Below are 19,756 nucleotides of genomic sequence, written 5' to 3' on the forward strand. Positions count from 1 at the left end.
GACGCTGACCCGCCGGCAGCCCCTCACCTCACCGTTTCACCGCACCGTCGCGATGTCGCCGTCATCGCGACGGTTCACCCGACGAAGCCGGTCACCGCGAGCGTCCGCGTGGTGCGCCGGCCCTGTCCCACCCCGTAGATCGAGCCCCGTTCGATCTCGTGGACAGCGCCGGCGCCCAGGCGAACACCCGTCATTCCGGCACCCGTCACGCCACGCCGGAAACCGGCTGGAGCGACGGCCGGGACAATTCCGAGGACGATGTCTGCGTCGGCAGCGACAACCATTCCTCTTCGATATCCGAAAGCGGCATCGAATCGACCAGCGTCCCGGCGGGCTCCGCCGGCGCCGGAAGGGACGGGGTGGGCACCAAAGGCACCGGAAGCCGCCGCTCGAGTTCCGCTGTCCAGTGCAGCATCGCGCGCGGACGATCCCAGGCGCAGACGCCCACGAGCCGCCCGTCCTTGAGGAAGCCGGTGACGTTGGTGCCCAGTTCCACGGTGTCCTCGCCGAGCGCCGGCATTCCGGCCATCTGGAGCCGCACGTCGTAGATCGTCGACCAGGCCCGCGGCAACGGCGTGTAGGGCACGGCGCTCATCCGTCCCCGGATCAGATTCTCCGCCGCGGCACGTCCGGACTCGACGCCGTTGAGCCAGTGCTCGACCCGGCGCGGGACCTCGTCGAACCGCAGATTCGGCCATTTGGCGATGTCACCGGCCACCACCACGTCCTCGGCGTCGACCGCGAACAGGGTGGACTCGCACAGCACGCCGTCGTCGATCACCAGGCCGGAATCGCGCAGCCATTCGACCGCGGGCACGCTGCCGATGGCCAGCACCACACAGCTGGCCACCACGAGCTGGTTGTTGGTCAAATGCAGACCGAAGGATTCCTTGCTGCTGATCCAGTGCCGTACCTCGGAATTCATCGCGAGATTCACGCGATGTTCCTTCTGCACCTTGGTCACCGCTTCGGCGATGTGCGGCCCGAACCGGTACAGCGGCGCCTTCGCGTGCCCGACCAGCGTCACGTCCCGGCCCAGGTAACGCATGCTGGCGGCGAACTCGCAGCCGATGAGGCCGCTGCCGATCACCACCGCGGGTTTGGTGCTGCTCACCAGTGTGCGCCGCAGCGCGATCGAGTCCTCGACGGTGCGCAGCACGCGGACGCGCGGGTCGTAGCGGGGCGCGCCGCGGAGATGGCGCGGGTAGACGCCGGTGGCGAGAATCAGTCCGTCGTACCAGAGCTCCTCGCCGCCGGGCAGGTAGACCACCCGTTGCTTGGTGTCCAGTCGCGTGGCGCGGGTTCCCAGCCGCCAGTGGGCGTCCAGGTCCAGATAGGGCTTGAGGTAGGCGTCGAGCGGCCGGACCGTGCCCATGACCAGTTGCTTGGACACCATCGGCCGGTGGTACGGCCGTCGCGGCTCGTCGCCGATGATCACCACTTCGCCGTCGAAGCCGAGTTCCCGGACCCGCTCCGCGGCTCGCAGCCCGGCCACGCCGGCACCCACGATGACGATCCTGTCCCCATCACTCATCAGACAAAGCTCCTGTTGTCGTGCTGCCCGCGCGCGGAACGGCCGCGCCAGCAGGGCAGGGTCATTCTTCGGAAAAACCTCGGATCACGATGGCCTGCATCGGACAACACCGGGCCGCCGCGGCGGCCTGGTCGTAGTCGTCGGGCTCCAGCTGCCGCCGGTATTTCAGGCGGCCGTCACGGTCCAGCTCGAAAATGTCGGGTGCCTCCCACTGGCAGATCCCGTAGAGCTCGCACCGGTCGTCGTCCACGGCGATCCGGGGACCGCCGCGCAACGTCAGCTTCCGCATCACACCTGCTCCTCGATCAGGCCGATCCGTTCCAGGGTGCGGACCGGCATGAAGCGCAGCAACGACATCAGCAACGCCGGCACCAGGAGAATGGTCCCGACCAGCCAGTCCAGTGCGAGGTGCCCGTTGGCGATCGCCCCGAAGAAGGAGTGGATCGCGGTCAACGGCACGGCCAGGTAGGCCACCCGGTGCAGGTACAGCCACCGCCGGTAGGAGGTGAACCGGTAGAGGCCCGCGGTCAGCGCGATCGCCAGCATCAGTTCGAAGCCGATGACGCCGAACTCGTGCCGGGCCAGCGCGCCCGGCACCGAGAACGGAACCGCGATGTAGGCGAAACTGAGTGCCCCACTGGACAGGAACACGAAACACAGCGCGTGGATCCCGCCGAAGGCCAGCGTGAGCGTGGCCATCACCATGTGGGAGCCACGGACCGCCTTCCGTCCGGTCACGTTGCGGATCCAGCCGGTCGCGGTGAACACGCCCCAGGCCAGCGTCAGGCACATGAAGACGAAGGACAGCCGCGCGGAGTACTGGGCGATGTGTCGCAGCCCGTCGTCGCCGCTCGCCTGTGCCAAAACCATCGACATCACGTGCCTCCGCTAGATTTTCGTCCGGAAGTCCGGCTGGGGGCCCGCGATCGCGTCCCTGCTGCCGAAGCTTCTTTTCCGAGTCTCTTGAGTTGGTTGGGTTTCCCGGGCCGTCCTGTCCGTCCGGACCTCCTTCACCGCCCGGGTCTTCTGGGGCCTGCGGATCATCCTGAGCAGCCACCAGGAGCCGATCGCGACCACGAGCGTCACCACGACCGCGGCGACGATGCCGGGGAGACCGAGGTCCAGCGACTGGGCCGCCGAGGTGCTCGCCGTGGTGGCGGTCTTGGGTTCGGGCAGTTGGCTGTAGTCGACCAGCCCCGTGCTTTCCAGCAGGGTGATGTGGCGGAGCACGACCTGGTTCGCCGTGGTCGCGTAACCCCGGATCTGGTCGTTCTTCGTGTCCGCCCGGACCTGGCCGATCACACCCAGGATCACGCCGTGCGCCGCGCGAAGCCGGTTGACGAAGATCCGCTGGAACTCCGCGCCGTTACGCGCGTTCTGTTCCTCCCTCAACCAGCTTTGCTGGTCGGCGTTGGGCTGGTCGGGCAACTGCAGGTTGTACTGCGCCGCCATGTTCCGGGTGAGGACGTCGAGCCTGCCGTGGTCCACCATCAGCGTCCGGCCGACCTGTTTGACCTGGTCGCTGTCCGCGCGCTGAATGGCCCAGGAACCGGAGGGCATTTCCCAGAGCCCGGCCTGCCGGACGCGGACGATGAGATCCTGGTCGCTGGGGGAGAGCACGGCGGCGTTCTGCGCGGTGGCGGAGACGGGCACCGCGAGCTGAGTGATCATCGCCACGGCCGCGAAGGCGAACGCGAGGACGCAGGCGCGGACGATTCGCCGCGTTCCCCGGTGCCCGCCGCGCTCAGAAGCCGAACGCATTGGACTGTCCCGGGTCGGAGACGGCCTGGACCTTTTCGCCGGTCGGCGCGATGGGATACCAGGCGCCGTCCTTGCCCTGGCCGGCGGTCTCGCCCGCCATCCCGTCGCCGGCGAACCGGTAGATCGGCCAGCCGGCGAGCGTGACCTGGTCACTGCCGTCCGGCCTGGTGATCGACGAGATCGCCGATTTGTCTATACCGCCGACCTCCAGGTCGGCGCTGGGCCGGATCGGTTTCCACATCCGGGCGCAGTCGCCGTCACAGGTCGAGCGTGGTGGGTTCGCACTGTCTTTGTCGTACCGGTAGACGGTCATCCCCATCTCGTCGACGACCATCGGGCTCAGATCGAACGGACGATCGGCGAACAACCCGGGTGGGACCGGTGCGACCTGCTGTTGCATGACCATTCCCCCGGCACCGCCGGGGGAGGAAGAAGAATAAGCAGTACTGCTCGCCGTGCACGCCACGGTGCTCATCAGCGTGGCGGTGACCAGGGCGAAGCCGGTGACCGCCTGCGGCACCGGCGATGTGCGGGTACAGCGCATGAAGACTTCCTTCCTGTCGGGGGCCAGGCACGGAAGTGCTGGAAAAGTGCACGTCAAATCCACTGTGGACACCGCGTCGCCGCCGCCTCGAAACAATGCGCCTGACAAAACGCGCCTCAGGCACAATGCTCCTGGCAAACCGCTGCTTCTGACCGAGCGATGTCAGGCGCGGCGCCGGACGCTGGGCATCCATAGTGGATGTGTAGGTGGGCACCGCGGGGGTCGGTGCCCGGTCGGGGTCTTCGCTGGGGGATACGTCCGCCTGAGGTACATGGTTCAAATTCGGTTGGAAGATTTTTGCCTCTGGACGAACAAGGCGGCGGGCTGCAGGATGTTCCCCCGTGGGACGCCACAGCCGAACACTTCGCCCCGGAGCCGACGCCGAGTCGGCCCATGGTCTCCGTGATGACCTGGCCACCGCGTTGTACCAGGAGTTCGGCCGCCCATTGCTGTCCTTCGTGGTCACCCTGACCGGTGGGGACCGCTTGTGGGCCGAGGACGTGGTCCAGGAGACGTTGATCCGGGCCTGGCGCAACGCCGACAAGCTCGACCGGGAGCCGGAAATGCTGCGTGCATGGCTCTACACGGTGGCCAGGCGGATCGTGATCGACGGATGGCGGAGCAGGCAGGCGCGCCCGCAGGAGGTCGAGGAGGCCGATGCGGACTCCATCGGAGTGCCCGACGAATCAGACCGGACACTGGCCGCGATGGTGGTCTACGAGGCTCTTCAGAACCTCTCGCCCGAACAGCGCGAAGCCATTCTGCAGACCTATATCCGTGACCGGACCGTGAACGAGGTGGCCGCCACACTCGGCATTCCGCCCGGTACCGTGAAGTCGCGGATCTACCATGCGGTGCGCGCGCTGCGGCGGGCCTTACGAGATCGGGGGTAAGGTCAAGTGGGAGGGGTGACGCACACCGACGTGGCAGCCTACGTCCTCGGTGTGCTCGATGAAGGCGAGAATTCCGCGTTCGAAGCGCATCTGCTGGAATGCCCGCATTGCCAGTTCGACCTGCTCGAGTTCTACGACCTGCCCGAGATCCTGGACGAGATCCGGCAGCACTGGCCTGCCCCGCCGATGCCCGTGCCCCGGGAGCTGGGCAGGCTGCTCGACCAGGTGGCGCTCCGGCGCCGCCGCCGACGGCTCCTGACCCGCGTGGCGGGGGTGGCGGCCGCGCTGCTCATCGCCGCGGGTCCGCCGATCACGTTGGCATTGCTGCCTTCGCCGACCGTCGAGGGCAGCGCCAGCCCACAGGCCGCGGCCCCGACCGGCCAGGTCTGGGGCTCGGGCGGCACGACGAACTCGGTCTCCCCGGCGAGCGGCACGGCCGGCAAGGGGGTCCAGGCCACCGTGGTGGTCCACGCCACCACGTGGGGTTCGGACATCACCCTCGATCTCGCCGGTGTGCCTGGTCCCAAGCAGTGTCAGCTGTTCGCGATTTCCTGGACCGGCGAGGCCCAGGTCGTCAGTACCTGGATGACGCCGGAGGATTCGGGGCGTCCGTTGCGGGTCTCCGGCGGCACCGCGTTCGCCCCCGACCAGATCCAGAAGTTCGAGGTCCGCGGCGACGACGGCGCCGTGGTGACCACCATCGCGCACTAGCCGCGCAATCAGCCGCGTAACCAGCGGCTTATCACCTCCCGATCACGCGCAAATCTCGGTTTGAACTACCCGGCCGGTTGATACGTACTCATGGGTGACGGGACGGGGGCCGTTTCCCAGAGATCATCTTTTAGCCGATGCCCCGGCGCCTGCGCTCCTCCAGGCTCATCCCGCCCGGGCGAAAACCAAAGAGGTGAATAGTCAATGGCCCGCACTATTGGCCGACACCGCATCAGCCGCCGAACGAAGATCGCGACCGGAATGATCGGACTGGCGATGGCGGCCGGCGGACTGGTCGTCGCGACGACGACCAGCGACACCGGGCAGGCCGGTGCAGACCCGGCGAACAAGGCCTTTTTCGTCGACATCACGAAGGTCAAGCCCAACGTGAAGGATCCCCAGGACGGAGCGCGAGCTTCGAAGGGGACGTTCACCGTGGACTGCGGCACGAACGCCGACGGCAGTCACGCCAACCCGGACAACTTCATCGCGCAGCCGGGCATCAAGAACGGCGCGCAACACCTGCACGACTACGTGGGCAACCTGACCACCAACGCCGACTCGAACAACAAGAGCCTCATCAAGGGTGGTACCACCTGCAAGAACGGCGACAAGTCGGCCTATTTCTGGCCGGTGATCCGCATCGACAAGGGCCAGAACGAGGCCGGCGGGGGCAATGCCAACGGCGGCAAGGCCAACGGCGGCAAGGCCGCGAACGACTCCGGCACCGAGGCGGCCTCCACCACGGCCCCGGCCGCCGGTGACGGGAAAGCGGCGAACGGTCAGCAGCAGAACCAGCAACAGCAGAACCAGCAACAGCAGAACCAGCAACAGCAGAACCAGCAACAGCAGAAACAGCAGCAGGACCAGCAACAGGCCCAGGAGGACAACGCGGCCCCGCAGGTCGACTGCCCGGACGTGGCCAGCCAGCTTGCCGACGTGCCGGACCAGGCGATGGCCGAAGTCCAGCAGAACCTCCAGCAACTGGACAGCCAGATCAACGAGGCCGACCAGCGCCTGGTGACCAGCCAGGGCGAGGGTGGCCCGAACTTCATCCAGAACGCGGTCCTCGGCCCGCTGGGCGAAAAGCGGACCGCGGTGGTCAACCGCATCGCCACCGCGATCGGCCGGGTTGCCCAGAAGCCGCAGCTCGACGTGGCGGGCCTGGCCAAGTGCGCGCTGAAGGACGGTAACGGCGGCGGACTGGACAACGGTGGCCAGAACAGCAACCCCGCCCAGAACAACGGTGCCGCCGGCGGCAAGAAGGGCAACGGTGGCAAGAACGGCGGCGGCAAGAACGGCGGTAACAACAACGGCGGTAACAACAACGGCGGTAACAACAGCAGCAGTGCCGCCGCCACCAGCACCACCGAACTGGGCGGCGTCAGCGGTCCGGACAACGAGGTCGGCGACAACGACGGCACCATCGTGGAGCCGGACAGCGCCGATATCACCTTCCGGGGCAACGCGGCCGGGCCGGTGACCGCCATGCCGCAGTTCCTGAGGATCCTCACCGGTGACGCCAAGCAGTCCACCAACGGAACGAAGAACGCCCGTGCGTCGTGGACCTGCACCGGCTTCGAGGACCGGCTCCTGGACAAGTACCCGATCTGCCCCGCGGGCAGCAAGGTCGAGCGGATCCACGACTTCCCGAGCTGCTGGGACGGCAAGAACGTGGACAGCACCAACCACCGCGACCACATCGTGTTCCCGGACGCCAACGGCAAGTGCAAGCAGGGTTTCAAGGCCGTGCCGCAGCTGAGGATCACGCTGACCTACAGCATCCCCCGGGACGTCCAGCTCAACGGTCAGTACAAAGTGGACGCATTCGCGCAGGAAAAGCACAACCCGCTTTCCGATCACGACGACTTCGCCAACGTGATGTCACAGGCGATCATGACCCGCGTCGTGAACTGCATCAACGGCGGTAAGACCTGCAAGGAGTGACGAGCACGAGCACCAAGGGAGCGCGTCCGCACGGGCGCGCTCCCTTCTCGGCGCGTCCGGGTCCGGGTATACCCGCGTTCGTTGCCCGGGCCCGCCTTCGGGTTGCCCGGGCTTGCCCGTGTTTGCCCGATAGGCCGTACAGAACTGCCCCAATTCTTGTGCCGTTTGAGGAAAGATTCGTTCGAACCGGTCAGGAGTACCGGACGTGTGCTGGGTGAGAAAACGTCGCGGCCCCAAAGGGTCGCGTTCCCTAGCTCACTGAAGGAGAATCCCATGTCTGCCCGCAAGATCGTGGTGGCCACCGCCACCGTGCTCGGCGTCGGCCTGCTCGGCGCGTGCAGCGGCTACGGCGGAAACAACTCCAACCCCGGTACCCCGGCTCCCGTGGCGGTCCAGAAACAAGCGGCCGTCGACAACGCCTCGAACGCGGTCAAGCTCAACGTCGCGCAGGTGACCGGGGTCGGCCAGGTCGTGACCGACGCGAAAGGCATGACGCTCTACCGGTTCGACAAGGACACGGCGAAACCACCGAAGTCCAACTGCGACGGTGACTGCGCGGCCGCCTGGCCGCCGGTCCTGGCCAACGGCTCGGTGGACGTGCAGGGCGTGGACTCGAAACTGGTCGGCACGGTGACCCGGAACGACGGGAGCCAGCAGGTCACCATCAACGGCTGGCCGCTTTACCGCTACGCCAAGGACGCCGCTGCCGGCGACTCCAAGGGCCAGGGTGTGGGCAACACCTGGTACGCCGTGACGCCGACCGGTGGCAAGGCCAACGCGGCGGCGCAGGGCCAGCAGAACCAGTCTGCGCCTGCCGACGCCGGGGTCGCCATCAACACCGCGAACATCGACGGTCTGGGCACGATCCTCACCGACCAGAACGGCATGACGCTTTACCTCTACACCAAGGACGACAAGAACAAGCACGTCTCCAACTGCAACGGCCAGTGCGCGACCACCTGGCCGCCGCTGCTGGCCAACGGAGACGCCAAGATCAACGGAATCGACCCGAAGCTGGTCGGCAAGACCAAGCGGGCCGATGGCACCGAGCAGCTCACGGTGGGCGGCTGGCCCGTCTACCGCTACATGAAGGACACCGCGCCGGGGCAGGCCACCGGTCACAACGTCGGTGGCGTGTGGTTCGCCATCGAGACCAACGGCTGCAAGGTGGACGGCAGCAAGAAACCCACCTCTTCGGCGGGATCGGACAGCACGTCGGGCTCGGCCGGGATCACGGCCGGCGGCTCCGGCGGCTCCGGTGGCTACTGAACCGAACTGAAACCTAAGGAGTGACCGGATGGCGGCGTTGTGGGCCCGCAAACGGGCGGTGGTGGCCGACGAGGCGCTGATCCGATCGCTGTACGAGGAGCATGGGCGGGCACTGCTCGCCTATGCGACCCGGCTGACGGGCGACCGGGCCGCCGCCGAGGACGTGGTCCAGGAGACCCTGGTCCGCGCCTGGCGGCATCCGGACTCCCTCGTCAACGGCAAGGGATCGGTACGGGGGTGGCTGCTCACGGTCGCCCGCAACATCATCACCGATCGATACCGGGCGAAGGCCGCCCGGCCGGCCGAGGTCGCCGAATCAGCGGCGGCCCCGGCCGTGGAAGGTGACCATGCGGACGCGGTGGTGAACTCGATGGTCGTGCTCGACGCGCTGGAGCGGCTTTCGCCGGAACACCGCGACGTGCTGACCGAGATCTACTTCCGGGGCCGCAGCGTGGCGGAGGCCGCCCAGACTCTTGGGGTCCCGCCGGGCACGGTCAAGTCGAGGTCGTATTACGCCCTCAGAGCGATGCGTCAGACTTTCGGTGTGCGGCAGGCGATCCCGGAGGTGGCCGGATGACCACGAGACACGATACGCGGTCGTTGGGCGCCTACGTCCTTTCCGCGCTGGACCAGCAGGAGATGCGTGCCATGGAGCGGCACTTGGCCTCGTGCGCACCGTGCCGGGCCGAAGTGGCCCAGCTGCAGTCGGCGCACGCGGCACTGGGCGGGCTGCCGCCGGAGGCGTGGCTGGACGGGCCACCCGAGGGCGGTGATCTGCTGTTGCAGCGGACGCTGCGCACGATTCGCCGGGAACGCAATGTGCAGACCCGTAACCGCCGGATCATCACCACGATGGCGGCGGCCGCGGCGGCCGTGGTGCTCGCCGGTGGCGGGATCGCGGCCGGGCGGTTCACCGCGCCGACCACGAACGCGGCAGGCCCGGAACCGCACACGATTTCCGCCACCAACCCGGCCACCGGAGCCGCGATGAGCGTCTCCGTGCAGCCGGCCGCGGGCTGGGTGCGGCTGAGCGCGGACGTGAAGGGGATCCCCCAGGGGGAAAAATGCCGGATTTATGTGGTTTCCCGCAAGGGAAACCGGGAGGAAGCGGGAAGCTGGCTGGTGTCCTCCGCCGCCGAGCAGAAAGGCACCCACCTCGACGGGACGGCTTTGGTCGCCCCGGGCGACGTGGCCCGCGTAGAGGTGGAGAACTTCGACGGCAAGCAATACGTTGGAGTGAACGTCTCATAATTTTCTCTCAGGTATTTGTGGGACGGTGGTCGGTGTGCGAATTCTGGTAGTCGAGGACGAGGAGCCGCTCGCGGAGGCGATTGCCCGCGGGTTGCGCCGTGAAGGCATGGCCGTGGACGTCGCGCTCAACGGTGAGGACGGGCACGAGAAGGCCAGCATCACCCGCTACGACGTGGTGCTGCTCGACCGTGACCTTCCGGGAATGTCTGGTGACGAACTCTGCCGGGAGATCGTCACTTCCGGCGAACTCACCAGGGTTCTCATGCTCACCGCGAGCGGAACGGTGTCGGACCGGGTGGCCGGGCTTTCCCTCGGCGCGGACGACTACCTGTCCAAGCCCTTCGCCTTCCCGGAACTGGTGGCGCGGGTGCGGGCGCTGGGCCGGCGGGCCACGCCGGCCGCGCCGCCGCTGCTGACCGCGGCGGACGTCGAACTCGACCCGGCCCGGCGGACCGTCCGCCGCGCCGGTCTGCCGGTCGAGCTGACCCGCAAGGAGTTCGGTGTCCTCGAGGTCCTGCTGTCGGCCAAGGGCGCGGTGGTGAGCAGCGAGGAGCTGCTGGAGCGGGTGTGGGACGAGAACGCCGACCCGTTCACGACCACGGTCCGGGTCACGGTGATGACCCTGCGTAAGAAGCTCGGCGAACCCGGGATCATCGAGACCGTCGTGGGATCCGGTTACCGGATCGGCGAGGGCGCCGCGGTCCAGCCGGTACCGAAGTAGGTCCGGCAGGAGCGGGCCGCCAGAAGGTGGTCCGGCAGCGTGGCCGCAGGGCGGCCGGGCGAGAATCGGGTGCGTGAGCAGCAGGCGTGACAAGCTCGGTGGTGGCGTGAGGGATGGGGTAAGAGGTGGTGTGAGGCCGCGCAGCCTCCGGGCCAGGATCACTCTGCTGGCGACCGGGCTGGCCGCCGGGGTGAGCCTCGTGCTGCTCTGGCTCGCGTGGACGCTGGTCGGCGACGCCGTGGCCGCCGTGCCGCAACTCCCGCCGGGCACGCCGGTGCGCGTGGACGGGGTCGACGTGGACGCTTCGGCACTGGCCGCACATCTGAAGGACATGGCGCGGGACAAGGTCCTGCTCGCCGGTTCGATCGCGTTCTGCTGCGTAGTGGTGGCGACCGCGATCCTGGCGTGGACGTTCACCTCACGGGTGTTGCGGCCGTTGCGGGAGATCACGGGCACCGCGCAGCGGCTCTCGGTGGAGTCGCTGGGAGAACGCATCGGTGACGTCAAGGCCCGCGGGGAGCTGGCCGAGCTGGCGGGGACCTTCGACGCGATGCTCGACCGTCTGCAGGCCGCCTTCGAAGCCCAGCGGACCTTCGTCGCCAACGCCAGCCACGAACTGCGCACCCCGCTTTCGGTCATCCGGACCGAACTGGACGTCACGCTGGCCGACCCGCACGCCGACCTGGCCGAACTGCGGCGCATGGCGCTCGTGGTGCGCGACGCCACCGAACGCGCCGGACGACTGGTCGGCTCGCTGCTGCTGCTCGCCCGGACCGACGGCGCCGGGCTGGCCGTGCACGAGCCGGTCGACCTCGCGGAAGTGGTCTCCAGCGCCTGGCGGGCGGTGCGGGGTGAAGCCGACCAGCACGGCGTCCGCGCCGAGTTCGACTGCGCGCCCGCCCTGGTCCGGGGCGACCCCGCGCTGGTGGAACGGATCGCGGGCAACCTCCTGGAAAACGCGGTACGGCACAACACCGAGCGCGGCTGGATCGACGTGCAGACCCAGCCCGGCGCCGCCTGGTCGACGCTGCGGGTGCGGTCCTCGGGGGCGCAGGTGGACGCGGCGACAGTGGACACGCTGTTCGAACCCTTCCGCCGTGCCGGGGTGGCCCGGACCGCCAGAACCGGAGCCGGCCTGGGACTGTCCATCGTGCGGGCCGCGGTCGAGGCCCATGGCGGGGTCGTTTCGGCGGAACCGGTGCCCGGAGGCGGGCTTTCGGTCACCGTCCGGCTGCCCGCGCTGCGCTGATCGCTCCAATCTTGTTGGGTTTTAAGGAAGCTTTACGACCCGGCAAGCGCAATATGTGGCCGCTGTCCGGGGAGGTCGCTGTACTATTATATGCGAGGGTTCCAGTGGGGTGGTTATGTGCGCATGGTGTGTAAGGTGTTCCGCCGTGGTCTCTGCTTGGGATCCACATAGGACGGTGGTATGTACACCGGAAACCCTTGTATCATGCGAACTTGCCAGTCGCTGTGGTGCAGGACCTGATGGTGGTAGTGGCACACGAGGGCCAAGTTCTCCAACGCGGTCGGCCCGCCGGAAAACCATTCCAAAATGTGGTGAGCTTGACACCACTTGGCTTTTTTCGCGCAACTTGGGAACGAGCAACCTTTATCTCGTCGGATGAGTGCACGGCGGATGGCGCGGGGCACGATCCGGGTGGCGCGTCCGATGTCGAGGATCTCGCTTTTCGACCCCAGGACCACGGGGACGACGGCGGCGTCGCAGGCGATGCGGCGGATCTGGGCGGCGGAGAGGTTCCAGTAACCGTCCAGCAACCCGTGTCCGATCCCGCTTTTCAACTCCTCCAGTGTCACGCTGACCATGAGGGTGGCGGGTTCGCCTGCCTCGGTCGGTGTGCTCTCGCACTGCGCCGCGAGGGTAAGAATGTCCCGGAAGGCGTCGCCGTAGCGTTCGCTGCGGGAGCGCCGGTCGGGGCCCTCGTCGGTCGAGCGCGGCGCGGTGTGCGGAGACAGCAGGGCGCTCAGCAAAGCTCCGGTTTCGGTGTCGAGATCGAACCGTCCCAGCACCCGGCCGTCCCGGGTCTCCTGAACATCCAGCCGCCGCTGCGGCCGTAGCAGTTCCTTGTCCTTGGGTTCGTCACCATCAGGATCCAGACGCTGAGCGATCTCATCACCGAGCCGCTTGACGACGAACGGCTCACTCGTGGTGGCGGCCTCACACAGGATCTTTTCGGCGATCACCCGGTCTTCCACCGTCGCGGCGTCCGGCAAGCCGGTCACCGCTTTACGGATCGCCTCGACATGGTCGGGCCCGAGGGCACCATCGGAAAGCGCCTCGGCCACGACCGGAAGCTGCGGGTCCAGACGGACACCAGTGGGAGTGACCGTGCCACACAGGGCTTCGGCGTGCGCGACCAACCGCCGCGCCTCAGGGGAACCGACGTTCAAGATGTCCCGCAGCAACGCCACCGTACCCACATGCACACCACGGCTGGTCGCGATACCCCGCGCCTCGACCTCGGCGACCAGCACCAACTCATCCCGATACATCCGGCGACGCCGGATCTCGGCCTCCCGGAGCGCGTCGAGCACCGCCGTGTCACTCAGCGAGGACACGTGCTCGGGCGTCAGTGCGGTCATGCGCCCAGTATACCGTCGTATCGAACTCTAGTTCGTACACGTTCTGGTGTTATTTAATGTGTGCGAACTGTCCATTCGTGCGATCAGCTGGCCGAAAACTGCCTGGTGGGTGGCTATTTCGGTTGTCAAGGCCCCTGCGCTGGCGGGCTGTCGGACCGTGCTGACGCCAGCGGGCGGTGGCGCCCGAGTTCTGAACCTGATAGTCCCGAAACCTCAACAGGAAGCCATTGACCAGGATCGACGCGTGAACGGCGAACGCTGTCGGCCAACGAAAAAGGACGATCACACTTTCGGGTGAAATAAAGATAGTTAATCAACCACAAAGTCGAATTGTGATCTAAGATATCCAATAAGGCGGCCCCCGGCGGTGCTGGAACACCAACCGGGGGCCTTGATCGACTACGAAGGAGTCGACCCGATGAAGGATGATAGGCCAGAGTGGCAGACCTCCCCCTGCCCGGGATGGTGCACTATGACCCACACCGACGAAGATTTCCCCGACGACCGGATACACCGCCCCGGCCAGGAACTCGCCGCCGTCCTGCTGACCACGAACGACCCGATCCGCGGCGAACGCCCGGAACGGGGCTTCGAACCCCTGGTGCTCTCCGTCGACTTGGAGCAGCACGCCCGGGAAACCATGCCGCGCATCCTGCTCGGCGCGAGAAACTCACCCGGATACAACCTCACCGCGCCTGAAGCCGTCCTCCTCGGCCGAGCCCTGCTCGCGGCCGGTCAGCTCGCCGACATATCAACCTGATCGACTCAACCTGATCGACACCGACGCAAGCGCTGCCCGCCACAGGCAGCGCTCGCGTGCGAGTCCACAGACGTCAGGGCACCGAGGCGATGCCCGGAGCGAGGAACGGCTTGCCGTTGACCTTTTCCGAAACGCCGGTGCGGTCGAGGTACGGGGTGATCCCGCCGAGCCAGAACGGCCAGCCGGCGCCGAGGAGCAGGCACAGGTCGATGTCCTGCGGTTCGGCGACCACGCCTTCGTCCAGCATGATGCGGATTTCTCCGGCGATGGCCGCGAGCGCGCGCTGCCGGACCTCTTCGGCGGTGGATGGCTTGTCGCCGCGCTCCCACAACTCGTCGACCTCCGGATCGACCGACGGCGTGCCCTGGGCGTCCCACTGCCACACCGCGGTCTTTCCGGCCCGTACGAACCGGCGCAGGTTCTCGCTGACCGGGAAGCGGTCCGGGAAGGCCTGGTGCAGCGTCTCCCCGACGTGCAGCGCGATGGCCGGGCCGACCAGTTGCATCAGCGTCAGCGGTGACATGGGCAGCCCGAGCGGTTCGAGCGCCCGGTCGGCCACGTCGAACGGGGTGCCCTCGTCGACCGCCGTGAGGACCTCGCCGAGGAAGCGCAGCAACAACCGGTTCACCACGAACGCGGGCGCGTCGGAAACCAGCACGCAGGACTTCTTCAGCTGCTTGCCGGTCGCGAACGCGGTGGCCAGTGCGGCGTCGTCGGTCCGCTCGCCGCGCACGATCTCCAGCAGGGGCAGGACGGCGACCGGGTTGAAGAAATGGAACCCCACCACGCGCTCGGGGTGCTTCAGCTCCGCCGCCATTTGGCTCACCGAAAGCGAAGACGTGTTGGTGGCGAGAATCGCTTCGGGCGAGACGTGCTCCTCGACTTCGGCGAAAACCCTTCGCTTGACGTCCATCTCCTCGAAGACGGCCTCGATCACGAAGTCGGCGTCGGAAAACGCGGCCTTGTCCAGCGAACCGGACACCAGAGCCTTGAGGCGGTTGGCCTCGTCCGGCGAAATCCTCTTTCGCTCCAACAGCTTGTCGACTTCGGTGTGCACAAAGGACACACCCTTGTCGATGCGCTCGGCGTCCACGTCGGTCAGCACCACCGGCACCTTGAGCCTGCGCACGAACAACAGCGCGAGCTGGCTCGCCATCAGCCCGGCGCCGACGATGCCGACCTTGGTGACCGGACGCGCCAATGATCGTTCCGGTGCTCCGGCCGGGCGCTTGGCGCGTTTGTTGACCAGGTTGAACGAGTACAGCCCGGCGCGCAGCGTGTCGTCCATCAGCAACGCGGCCAGCGCTTCGGTCTCCGCCGCGTAACCGGTCTCGAGATCCGCCGTGCGGGCCAGTTCGAGCAGCTCGACCGCCTTGAGCGCGCCCGGTGATGCGCCCTTGGTCTTACCATCCACAATGGACCGGGCGCGGATGATCGCCGCGTCCCACGCCTCGCCCCGGTCGATCTCCGGCCGTGCCGGGGAAATCTCGCCGCGGACGACCTTCGCCAGCCACAGCAGCGACTGCTCCAGGAAGTCCGCCGAGCCCAGGACCTTGTCGACGATGCCGAGTTCGGCGGCTCGCGCGACGCTCAGCATCTTGTTCTGGTTCAGCGCGTTTTCCACGATCACGGTCACCGCGGCGTCCGCGCCGACCAGGTTCGGCAGCAGCTGCGTGCCGCCCCAGCCCGGGAGCAGGCCGAGGAAGACCTCGGGGAACGCGATCGCCGTGGTGGTCTCCGACAGGGTCCGGTAGTGGCAGGACAGCGCGAGTTCCAGCCCGCCGCCCAGCACCGCGCCGTTGACGAAGGCGAAGGTCGGGATCGTCGATTCGGTCAGCCTGCGGAACACGTCGTGCCCCATCTCGGCGATCTGGCGCGCCAGCGACGGGTCACTGAGCGTCTCGATGCCGGACAGGTCGGCACCGACCGCGAAGATGAACGGCTTGCCGGTCACCGCGATCGCGGCGGGTTCGGCGGCGAACGCCTCGTCCAGCGCGGCATCGAGACTGATCAGTCCCCGGGGACCGAACGTGGAGGGCCGCGTGTGGTCATGGCCGTTGTCGAGCGTGATCAGGGCGACCGGACGGTCCAGGCCCGGCACGTTGGCCAGGCGGGTGACCGCGGTGGTCACCACCTCGTCCGGAAAGGCCGTTTCGGCCTGCTGCGCGGTGAGGGTCACTTTTCGCTCCCGTCGTAGGCCGGGTTCTCCCAGAGCACGGTGCCGCCCATGCCGATGCCGATGCACATCGTGGTGATGCCGTAGCGCACCTCGGGATGCTCCGCGAACTGCCGTGACAGTTGCGTCATCAACCGCACGCCGGAGGATGCCAGCGGGTGTCCGCAGGCGATCGCGCCGCCCCAGGGGTTCACCCGCGGATCGTCGGCGTCGATCCCGAAGTGGTCGAGGAAGGCGAGCACCTGCACGGCGAACGCCTCGTTGATCTCGAACAGCCCGATGTCCGAAATGGACAGTCCGGTGCGCGCGAGCAGCTTCTCGGTGGCCGGCACCGGCCCCGCGCCCATGACCTCGGGTTCGACCCCGGCGAAGGCGTAGCCCACCAACCGCATAGCGACGGGCAGGCCCAGTTCGCGAGCGGTGTCCTCGTCGGCGAGGATCGCACCGGTCGCGCCGTCGTTGAGGCCCGCGGAGTTGCCCGCGGTGACCCGGCCGTGTGGGCGGAACGGGGTCTTGAGGCCGGCCAGCCCCTCGATCGTGGTGCCGGGCCGTGGCGGTTCGTCCTCGGTGGCCAGGCCCCAGCCCAGTTCGGCCGAGCGGATCGCCACCGGGACCAGTTCAGGCCCGATCTTGCCCGACTTGACGGCGTCGGCGAAGCGCTCCTGGCTCTGGGCCGCGTACGCGTCGGCGCGCTGCTTGGTGATCGCGGGGAACCGGTCGTGCAGGTTCTCCGCGGTCTGGCCCATCACCAGCGCGGTCGGGTCGACCAGTTTGTCGGCCACGATGCGTGGGTTGGGGTCGACGCCCTCGCCCATCGGGTGCCTGCCCATGTGCTCGACACCGCCGGCGATCGCGACGTCGTAGGCACCGAAGGCGATGCCACCGGCGACCGAGGTCACCGCGGTCATCGCGCCGGCGCACATGCGGTCGATCGCGAATCCGGGTACCGACTTGGGCAGCCCGGCCAGCAGCGCGGCGGTCCGGCCGATGGTCAGTCCTTGGTCGCCGGTCTGCGTGGTGGCGGCGATGGCCACGTCGTCGACCCGCTCACCGGGCAGTTCGGGATGGCGGCGCAGCAGTTCGCGGATCACCTTGACGACCAGGTCGTCGGCTCGCGTGCCGGCGTAGATGCCCTTCTCACCGGCCTTGCCGAACGGGGTGCGCACGCCTTCGACGAAGGCCACGCTGCGCACCGCCCGCCCGGCAGGCGCCAGGGGTGTTGCGGCCACGGTTTGCTCCTTGAGGGAAATCGGGAGTGGGAAGTCGGACAGAGCCTCGGAAGTCTCGGCTTACCCCCGCACCATAGCCCTTGTTACCGGCGGGTAACCAGGGCTGTTCCCCAGTCGAGTGGGAAACGCCACTCGGTGTCTTGAAACCCTGCCTGGCGTCAGTCCTTCGCGTTCGCGGTGGCCTGGAGGGCTTCGGCGAACGCGGACGCGGTCAGCTCGATCTGCCAGGGCCGCGCGCCCGCCGCCCGCAGGACCTCGGCCACGCCGGTGGCGGAGCGGTCCTCCGGGGGCCGCCAGCAGGTGCGGCGCACGAGGTCGGGCAGCAGCAGGTTCTCGACCGGAAGCTGGTGGTGTTCGGCGATCGCGATCAGTGCCGCGCGGGCCGCGGCCAGGCGCGCGGCGGCGTCCGGATCCTTGTCGGCCCAGCGGTTCGCCGGCGGTGGGCCGTCGGTGGTCTGAGAGGCGCTGGGGAGCTCCTCGCGGGGCAGTTCCCGGGCCTGCTGGAGATGCCGGAACCAGTTCGCGGTGTACCGGCGCTGGACCCGGCCGCTGAACACGGGCAGGGCCTGGAGCTCGGCCACACTGCGCGGCTCGGAGAGAACCGCGTTGATGATCGCGCTGTCCGGGAGCACCCGGCTCGGCGCGCGGTCGCGCTTGCGGGCCTGCTCGTCCCGCGCCTCCCACAGCGCGCGCACGGCGGCCAGGCCCCGCGCGCTCCGCACTTTGTGGATGCCCGACGTACGGCGCCACGGCTCGGCCCGGGGCGCAGGCTGGGGCGCCAGGCGCACGGCTTCGAACTCCTGCCGTGCCCATTCGAGCTTGCCCTGGGCGGCGAGTTCGGCTTCGAGCTTTTCGCGCAGCGGGATCAGCAGTTCGACATCGAGCGCGGCGTAGTTGAGCCAGTCCACCGGGAGTGGACGGCGCGACCAGTCCGCCGCGCTGTGCCCCTTCTCCAACTGGTAGCCGAGCAGGAGTTCGACCAGCGTGCCCAGCGCGACCCGCTCGTAGCCGGCCAGCCGTCCGGCCAGTTCGGTGTCGAACAGGCTCTTCGGGGCGAGACCGAGTTCCGCGAGGCAGGGTAGGTCCTGTGATGCCGCGTGTAACACCCATTCGGTGTCGTTGAGCACGCCTCGTAGGGGATCAAGATGATCGGCCAGGGCGATCGGGTCGATCAGCAGCGTGCCCGCGCCATCCCGGCGGAGTTGCACCAGGTAGGCCTTCGGCCAGTACCGGTAGCCCGAAGCCCGTTCGGTGTCCACCGCGACGGCACCGCTGCCTTCGGCGAGCCGTTCGCAGGCTTGCTCGAGCTCCGCGCGGCCAGTGAGGACCGGCGGTGTTCCCTCGGCGGGCTCCCTCAGCAGGATGGGCGCGGGGGTGTGCCCCGCGTCGGTGCCGTGATCTGCGGTTTCCACAGCGTTGCACCCTACGGGACGGGCGTACCGACCTGGGTACGCCCGTCCCGGGAGCCGGTTGTCCCGATCAGCGAATAACGCCCGCGCGCATCGCCAGCGCCACCATCTGTGCCCGGTCCCCGGTGCCCAGCTTGCGGCCGATGCGGGACAGGTGCGACTTCACGGTGAGCGCGGAGAGGCTGAGCTCTTCGCCGATCTCCTTGTTGGACTGGCCATCCGCGACGAGCTGGAGAACCTCCACCTCGCGCGCGGAAAGCTCACGCGGAGTGTTGTCGGTGCCCGGAACGCGGGTACCGGTGGCCAGCACCGGGGCCACGCTCGGGTCCGCGTACACACCGCCCTCGAGCACACGCCGGACCCCGTCCGTCACCACCATCGGTGACGCGCTCTTCAGCAGGTACGCCTGAGCGCCTGCCTGGAACGCCGAACGAACCGCGTACGGGTCGTCCGAGGACGCGAGTACCACGATGCGGGGCCAGCCGTGGTTACGGAGTTCCGTGACCAACTCGATCCCGCTGCCATCGGGCAGTCCGAGGTCGAGGATGGCCAGGTCACACGGACCGGTCGCGGTCGCCCGCGCCCTCGCCTCGGCCACCGTGGCGGCCTCGTGTACTGTGCCCGCTCCCATCTGAGCGAGCCGTGCGGCAATCGCCTCCCTTAACAGCGGGTGGTCATCGACCACCAGCACGGAAAACAGCTCTTCCCGCGGATGCGGAACCATGCTCGCCGGCAAGGTGCCGGCCGGCGTGGATCTGACGGCCTGAGATAAGCCGACGGCAGCCACGTCACTACCTCCCTGGAGTCGGTCGTGCCCCCCGACCGGCACCGGGACTTTCGGCCAATCAGCCGCGCCAGCTCTAGACCGAAAGTGGTGTCGTCGAAGGCACTCTAGCCGCACTCAGGGGTTCGCGGGGGGATCGAACGGGTATCTATCCCGATCGGGT

At 68.0% G+C, this 19,756-nt stretch carries 19 protein-coding genes; 9 read left to right on the forward strand and 10 right to left on the reverse strand.

What is annotated here, in order from left to right; translation table 11 throughout:
- Positions 1-205: 205 nt before the first annotated feature.
- From ACFSXZ_RS21670 to ACFSXZ_RS21690, 5 genes are all read right to left on the reverse strand, one after another.
- Positions 206-1,534: an NAD(P)/FAD-dependent oxidoreductase gene (locus ACFSXZ_RS21670; protein WP_378266935.1), complete on the reverse strand. Its 1,329-nt coding sequence runs from the start codon at positions 1,532-1,534 to the stop codon at positions 206-208.
- 61 nt (positions 1,535-1,595) lie between these two features.
- Positions 1,596-1,823, reverse strand: a complete 228-nt coding sequence (locus ACFSXZ_RS21675; protein ID WP_378266936.1) for a ferredoxin — start codon at positions 1,821-1,823, stop codon at positions 1,596-1,598.
- The gene (locus ACFSXZ_RS21680) at positions 1,823-2,410 is read right to left on the reverse strand and encodes a ferric reductase-like transmembrane domain-containing protein (RefSeq protein ID WP_378266937.1); all 588 of its coding nucleotides are present in this window, start codon (positions 2,408-2,410) and stop codon (positions 1,823-1,825) included. Before ACFSXZ_RS21680 ends, ACFSXZ_RS21675 begins: the two co-directional genes overlap by 1 nt.
- Positions 2,411-2,422: 12 nt before the next feature.
- Positions 2,423-3,295 carry a DUF4142 domain-containing protein gene (locus ACFSXZ_RS21685; protein WP_378266938.1) on the reverse strand — a complete coding sequence of 291 codons (873 nt, stop codon included), beginning with the start codon at positions 3,293-3,295 and terminating at the stop codon, positions 2,423-2,425.
- Positions 3,279-3,839: a hypothetical protein gene (locus ACFSXZ_RS21690; protein ID WP_378266940.1), complete on the reverse strand. Its 561-nt coding sequence runs from the start codon at positions 3,837-3,839 to the stop codon at positions 3,279-3,281. Before ACFSXZ_RS21690 ends, ACFSXZ_RS21685 begins: the two co-directional genes overlap by 17 nt.
- 341 nt (positions 3,840-4,180) lie before the next feature.
- Between ACFSXZ_RS21690 and ACFSXZ_RS21695 the strand changes: the two genes are divergently transcribed.
- From ACFSXZ_RS21695 to ACFSXZ_RS21730, 8 genes are all read left to right on the forward strand, one after another.
- Complete coding sequence (locus ACFSXZ_RS21695; RefSeq protein ID WP_378266941.1) at positions 4,181-4,732, forward strand: sigma-70 family RNA polymerase sigma factor; 552 nt, start codon at positions 4,181-4,183, stop codon at positions 4,730-4,732.
- A 15-nt stretch (positions 4,733-4,747) separates the two neighbouring features.
- Positions 4,748-5,443 (forward strand): anti-sigma factor, encoded by a 696-nt coding sequence (locus ACFSXZ_RS21700; protein ID WP_378266942.1) that lies wholly within the window; start codon positions 4,748-4,750, stop codon positions 5,441-5,443.
- Between the two features lie 204 nt (positions 5,444-5,647).
- Positions 5,648-7,390 carry a DUF1996 domain-containing protein gene (locus ACFSXZ_RS21705; RefSeq protein ID WP_378266943.1) on the forward strand — a complete coding sequence of 581 codons (1,743 nt, stop codon included), beginning with the start codon at positions 5,648-5,650 and terminating at the stop codon, positions 7,388-7,390.
- A gap of 273 nt (positions 7,391-7,663) precedes the next feature.
- Complete coding sequence (locus ACFSXZ_RS21710) at positions 7,664-8,659, forward strand: SCO0930 family lipoprotein (protein WP_378266944.1); 996 nt, start codon at positions 7,664-7,666, stop codon at positions 8,657-8,659.
- 28 nt (positions 8,660-8,687) lie between these two features.
- Complete coding sequence (locus ACFSXZ_RS21715) at positions 8,688-9,236, forward strand: sigma-70 family RNA polymerase sigma factor (RefSeq protein ID WP_378266945.1); 549 nt, start codon at positions 8,688-8,690, stop codon at positions 9,234-9,236.
- On the forward strand, positions 9,233-9,910 hold the full coding sequence (locus ACFSXZ_RS21720) for an anti-sigma factor family protein (protein ID WP_378266946.1): 678 nt from the start codon (positions 9,233-9,235) through the stop codon (positions 9,908-9,910). The genes ACFSXZ_RS21715 and ACFSXZ_RS21720 overlap by 4 nt, the downstream gene beginning before the upstream one ends.
- Positions 9,911-9,944: 34 nt before the next feature.
- On the forward strand, positions 9,945-10,631 hold the full coding sequence (locus ACFSXZ_RS21725) for a response regulator transcription factor (protein WP_378266947.1): 687 nt from the start codon (positions 9,945-9,947) through the stop codon (positions 10,629-10,631).
- 130 nt (positions 10,632-10,761) lie between these two features.
- Positions 10,762-11,880 carry a sensor histidine kinase gene (locus tag ACFSXZ_RS21730; protein ID WP_378266948.1) on the forward strand — a complete coding sequence of 373 codons (1,119 nt, stop codon included), beginning with the start codon at positions 10,762-10,764 and terminating at the stop codon, positions 11,878-11,880.
- Between the two features lie 113 nt (positions 11,881-11,993).
- On the opposite strand, the gene ACFSXZ_RS21735 is transcribed toward ACFSXZ_RS21730, so the two are convergent.
- Positions 11,994-13,235: an HNH endonuclease signature motif containing protein gene (locus tag ACFSXZ_RS21735; protein WP_378266949.1), complete on the reverse strand. Its 1,242-nt coding sequence runs from the start codon at positions 13,233-13,235 to the stop codon at positions 11,994-11,996.
- 418 nt (positions 13,236-13,653) lie between these two features.
- Here ACFSXZ_RS21735 and ACFSXZ_RS21740 point away from each other — a divergent pair, with 418 nt between their 5' ends.
- Entirely contained in the window at positions 13,654-13,995 is a 342-nt protein-coding gene (locus tag ACFSXZ_RS21740) for a DUF6907 domain-containing protein (protein ID WP_378266950.1), read from the forward strand.
- Between the two features lie 73 nt (positions 13,996-14,068).
- Here ACFSXZ_RS21740 and ACFSXZ_RS21745 read toward each other — a convergent pair whose 3' ends face one another.
- The 4 genes from ACFSXZ_RS21745 to ACFSXZ_RS21760 all read right to left on the reverse strand — a co-directional run bounded on the left by ACFSXZ_RS21745 (position 14,069) and on the right by ACFSXZ_RS21760 (position 19,533).
- The gene (locus tag ACFSXZ_RS21745; protein WP_378266951.1) at positions 14,069-16,174 is read right to left on the reverse strand and encodes a 3-hydroxyacyl-CoA dehydrogenase NAD-binding domain-containing protein; all 2,106 of its coding nucleotides are present in this window, start codon (positions 16,172-16,174) and stop codon (positions 14,069-14,071) included.
- Complete coding sequence (locus ACFSXZ_RS21750) at positions 16,171-17,364, reverse strand: thiolase family protein (protein WP_378267006.1); 1,194 nt, start codon at positions 17,362-17,364, stop codon at positions 16,171-16,173. Before ACFSXZ_RS21750 ends, ACFSXZ_RS21745 begins: the two co-directional genes overlap by 4 nt.
- Positions 17,365-17,558: 194 nt before the next feature.
- The gene (locus tag ACFSXZ_RS21755) at positions 17,559-18,812 is read right to left on the reverse strand and encodes an HRDC domain-containing protein (protein ID WP_378266952.1); all 1,254 of its coding nucleotides are present in this window, start codon (positions 18,810-18,812) and stop codon (positions 17,559-17,561) included.
- Between the two features lie 67 nt (positions 18,813-18,879).
- On the reverse strand, positions 18,880-19,533 hold the full coding sequence (locus ACFSXZ_RS21760; protein WP_154756179.1) for a response regulator: 654 nt from the start codon (positions 19,531-19,533) through the stop codon (positions 18,880-18,882).
- Positions 19,534-19,756 lie beyond the last annotated feature (223 nt).

The organism is Amycolatopsis pigmentata (assembly GCF_042684065.1).
Taxonomy (GTDB): Bacteria; Actinomycetota; Actinomycetes; order Mycobacteriales; family Pseudonocardiaceae; genus Amycolatopsis_E; species Amycolatopsis_E pigmentata.

Bases quoted from the DNA above. Each gene is read 5' to 3' on its own strand.
- ACFSXZ_RS21720 (WP_378266946.1), top strand. From the start codon at position 9,233: ATGACCACGAGACACGATACGCGGTCGTTGGGCGCCTACGTCCTTTCC.
- ACFSXZ_RS21710 (WP_378266944.1), top strand. From the start codon at position 7,664: ATGTCTGCCCGCAAGATCGTGGTGGCCACCGCCACCGTGCTCGGCGTC.
- ACFSXZ_RS21680 (WP_378266937.1), bottom strand. From the start codon at position 2,410: ATGTCGATGGTTTTGGCACAGGCGAGCGGCGACGACGGGCTGCGACAC.
- ACFSXZ_RS21675 (WP_378266936.1), bottom strand. From the start codon at position 1,823: ATGCGGAAGCTGACGTTGCGCGGCGGTCCCCGGATCGCCGTGGACGAC.
- ACFSXZ_RS21715 (WP_378266945.1), top strand. From the start codon at position 8,688: ATGGCGGCGTTGTGGGCCCGCAAACGGGCGGTGGTGGCCGACGAGGCG.
- ACFSXZ_RS21685 (WP_378266938.1), bottom strand. From the start codon at position 3,295: ATGCGTTCGGCTTCTGAGCGCGGCGGGCACCGGGGAACGCGGCGAATC.
- ACFSXZ_RS21735 (WP_378266949.1), bottom strand. From the start codon at position 13,235: ATGACCGCACTGACGCCCGAGCACGTGTCCTCGCTGAGTGACACGGCG.
- ACFSXZ_RS21705 (WP_378266943.1), top strand. From the start codon at position 5,648: ATGGCCCGCACTATTGGCCGACACCGCATCAGCCGCCGAACGAAGATC.
- ACFSXZ_RS21740 (WP_378266950.1), top strand. From the start codon at position 13,654: ATGAAGGATGATAGGCCAGAGTGGCAGACCTCCCCCTGCCCGGGATGG.
- ACFSXZ_RS21670 (WP_378266935.1), bottom strand. From the start codon at position 1,534: ATGAGTGATGGGGACAGGATCGTCATCGTGGGTGCCGGCGTGGCCGGG.
- ACFSXZ_RS21690 (WP_378266940.1), bottom strand. From the start codon at position 3,839: ATGCGCTGTACCCGCACATCGCCGGTGCCGCAGGCGGTCACCGGCTTC.
- ACFSXZ_RS21760 (WP_154756179.1), bottom strand. From the start codon at position 19,533: ATGGTTCCGCATCCGCGGGAAGAGCTGTTTTCCGTGCTGGTGGTCGAT.